Origin of the sequence: Dietzia sp. CQ4, from assembly GCF_014145125.1 — a bacterium.
GTDB classification, from domain to species: Bacteria; Actinomycetota; Actinomycetes; order Mycobacteriales; family Mycobacteriaceae; genus Dietzia; species Dietzia natronolimnaea.
Map to the genome: position 1 here is coordinate 1 of NZ_JAALDZ010000009.1, position 3071 is coordinate 3071.

Below are 3071 nucleotides of genomic sequence, written 5' to 3' on the forward strand. Positions count from 1 at the left end.
ACCGGTCTCCGTGCCGCGAGGGCGGCCGGGATGCACGCGCCCGACGCGCCCGATACCCACGCCGGCGCGCCCGGGCCCCAGCCCTCCGCTCCCACCGACGAGGAGGCCTGACATGCCGCTCGCGCCGTACCTCAGCCGCTACTGGGACGCCCCGGAGAGCTGGACCCTGGAGACCTATCTGGCCCACGACGGCTACGTGGGTCTGCGACGCGCCCTGGCCACCGGCCCGGACGAGGTCATCTCCACCGTCCTCGACGCGGGTCTGCGCGGCCGGGGCGGGGCGGGGTTCCCCACCGGCCGCAAGTGGGGCTTCATCCCGCAGGCCCCCGGCCCCGACGCCCCCGAGGACCCCGAGGCCCCCGACCCCGCCGCCAAGCCCCACTACCTGGTGGTCAACGCCGACGAGTCCGAGCCCGGGACCTGCAAGGACATGCCCCTCATGCTGGCCACGCCCCACGTGCTGATCGAGGGCATGGTGATCGCGGCGTACGCCATCCGGGCGTCCCACGCGTTCATCTACCTGCGCGGCGAGGTGGTACCGGTGCTCAGACGGCTGCAGACCGCGGTCGCCGAGGCGTACGAGGCCGGGTTCCTGGGGCGCGACATCCTGGGCAGCGGATTCGACCTGGACATCGTGGTCCACGCGGGCGCCGGGGCCTACATCTGCGGTGAGGAGACCGCGCTCCTCGATTCCCTCGAGGGCCGTCGGGGGCAGCCCCGGCTCCGTCCCCCGTTCCCGGCCGTGGCCGGCCTCTACGCCTGTCCCACCGTGGTCAACAACGTCGAGTCCGTCGCGAGCGTCCCGTCGATCCTCCACCACGGGCCCGAGTGGTTCCGCTCGATGGGCTCGGAGAAGTCCCCCGGCTTCACGCTGTACTCGCTGTCCGGGCATGTGGCCCGGCCCGGCCAGTACGAGGCACCCCTCGGCATCACCCTGCGGGAACTGTTGGACCACGCCGGCGGCATCCGGCAGGGGCACACGCTCAAGTTCTGGACCCCCGGCGGTTCCTCCACCCCGATCCTCACCGACGCCCAGCTGGACATGCCCCTGGACTACGAGGGATGCGCGGCCGAGGGCTCCATGCTCGGCACCAAGGCGCTGCAGATCTTCGACGACACGACCTGCGTGGTGAGGGCCGTGCTGCGCTGGTCGGAGTTCTACGCCCACGAGTCCTGCGGCAAGTGCACACCCTGCCGTGAGGGCACGTTCTGGCTGGTGCAGATCATGCGCAGGCTCGAGGACGGCACCGCGACGGAGAGCGACCTGGACCGGCTGCTCGACATCTCGGACAACATCGTCGGCAAGTCGTTCTGCGCGCTCGGGGACGCCGCCGGCGCTCCCATCATGTCGTCCATCGCGCTCTTCCGGGACGAGTACCTGGCCCACATCCCCGACGGTTGTCCCTTCGATCACAGCCGCTCGACCGTCTTCGCCCGGACCGAGGAGGTGGCCCGATGACCCCCGACGACCGCGTGCCCAACAAGATCACCCCGCGCGCCGACGACACCGTCGCCGACCTGAAGCCCGACGGGGACGAGGACCTGGTCACCCTCACCGTGGACGGTCGCCGGGTCTCCGTGCCCGCCGGCACGCTGGTGATCCGCGCCGCCGAACGCCTCGGCGTTCAGATCCCGCGGTTCTGCGACCATCCGCTGCTCGAGCCGGCCGGCGCGTGCCGCCAGTGCATCGTCGAGGTCGAGGGCGCCCCCAAACCCGTGACCTCCTGCACCACCCCGGTCACCGAGGACATGGTGGTGCGCACCCAGTTCACCTCCGAGATCGCGGACAAGGCCCAACGCGGGGTCATGGAGCTCCTGCTGATCAACCACCCGCTGGACTGCCCCGTCTGCGACAAGGGCGGTGAGTGTCCGCTCCAGAACCAGGCACTCTCCAGCGGCCACGGGCACTCCCGGTTCACCGAGGTCAAGCGCACGTTCCCCAAGCCCATCGCGATCTCGGCGCAGGTCCTGCTCGACCGCGAGCGGTGCGTGATGTGCGCCCGGTGCACCCGGTTCTCGGACCAGATCGCGGGCGACCCGTTCATCGACCTGATGGAACGGGGATCCCAACAGCAGGTGGGCGTCTTCGGGGACGAGCCCTTCGAGTCCTACTTCTCCGGCAACACCGTCCAGATCTGCCCCGTCGGGGCGCTCACCGGTGCCGCGTACCGCTTCCGGGCGCGCCCGTTCGACCTGGTCTCGAGCCCCGGCGTCTGCGAGCACTGCGCCAGCGGCTGTGGGCAGCGGACGGACCACCGCCGCGGGAAGGTCCTGCGCAGGCTGGCCGGCGACGACCCGGACGTCAACGAGGAGTGGAACTGCGACAAGGGCCGGTGGGCCTTCGCCTACGCCACGCAACCCGACCGCCTCACCACCCCGATGATCCGCGGCCGGGACGGGGGCCTTGTCCCGGTCCCGTGGAGCACCGCGCTCGCCACGGCCGCCGCGGGGTTGTCCGCCGCACGCGGTCGCACGGGCGTCCTGACCGGCGGTCGACTCACCCGGGAGGACGCGTACGCCTACGCCAAGTTCGCCCGAGCGGTCCTGGGGACCGACGACGTCGACTTCCGTGCGCGCCCTCAGTCCTCCGAGGAGGCGGAGTTCCTCGCCCGGCACGTGGTCGGCCGCGGCCCGGGTGGTGCCGGGGCGGTCACCTACGCCGATCTCGAGACCGCACCGGTGGTCGTGCTCGTGGGCTTCGACCCCGAGGAGGAGTCGCCGATCGTCTTCCTCCGCCTGCGCAGGGCCGCGCGCGACCTCGGGGTGCGGGTCGTCTCGGTGGCCCCGTTCGCCTCGCCGTCCGTGCGCAAGACAGGCGCAACGCTCGTGCCGACGGTGCCGGGTGACGAGCCGGAGGTCCTCGCCGCGTTGGCGCAGGTGGCGGGTCCGAACGGGCCCGACACGTCCGGGCTGTCGGGCCTGTCCGAGCTGACTGACGTGTCCGACCTGTCCGACCTGCCCGCGCTCCTGCGCGCCCCCGGCGCCGTGATCCTGGTGGGCGAGCGACTGGGAGCGGTCCCCGGGGGCCTTCCGGCGGCGGAGGCGCTCGCCGACGCCACCGGGGCGCGCCT

2 protein-coding genes are annotated in these 3071 nt (G+C 72.4%); both read left to right on the forward strand.

The genetic code is table 11. The features are described 5' to 3' along the window. The first annotated feature begins 112 nt into the window (after nucleotides 1-112). Nucleotides 113-1459: an NADH-quinone oxidoreductase subunit NuoF gene (gene nuoF, locus G6031_RS00385; protein ID WP_182652085.1), complete on the forward strand. Its 1347-nt coding sequence runs from the start codon at nucleotides 113-115 to the stop codon at nucleotides 1457-1459. Beyond that, on the forward strand, nucleotides 1456-3071 hold a 1616-nt coding region (locus G6031_RS00390), incomplete at its 3' end, for an NADH-quinone oxidoreductase subunit G (protein WP_241737101.1). The genes nuoF and G6031_RS00390, both read left to right, overlap by 4 nt.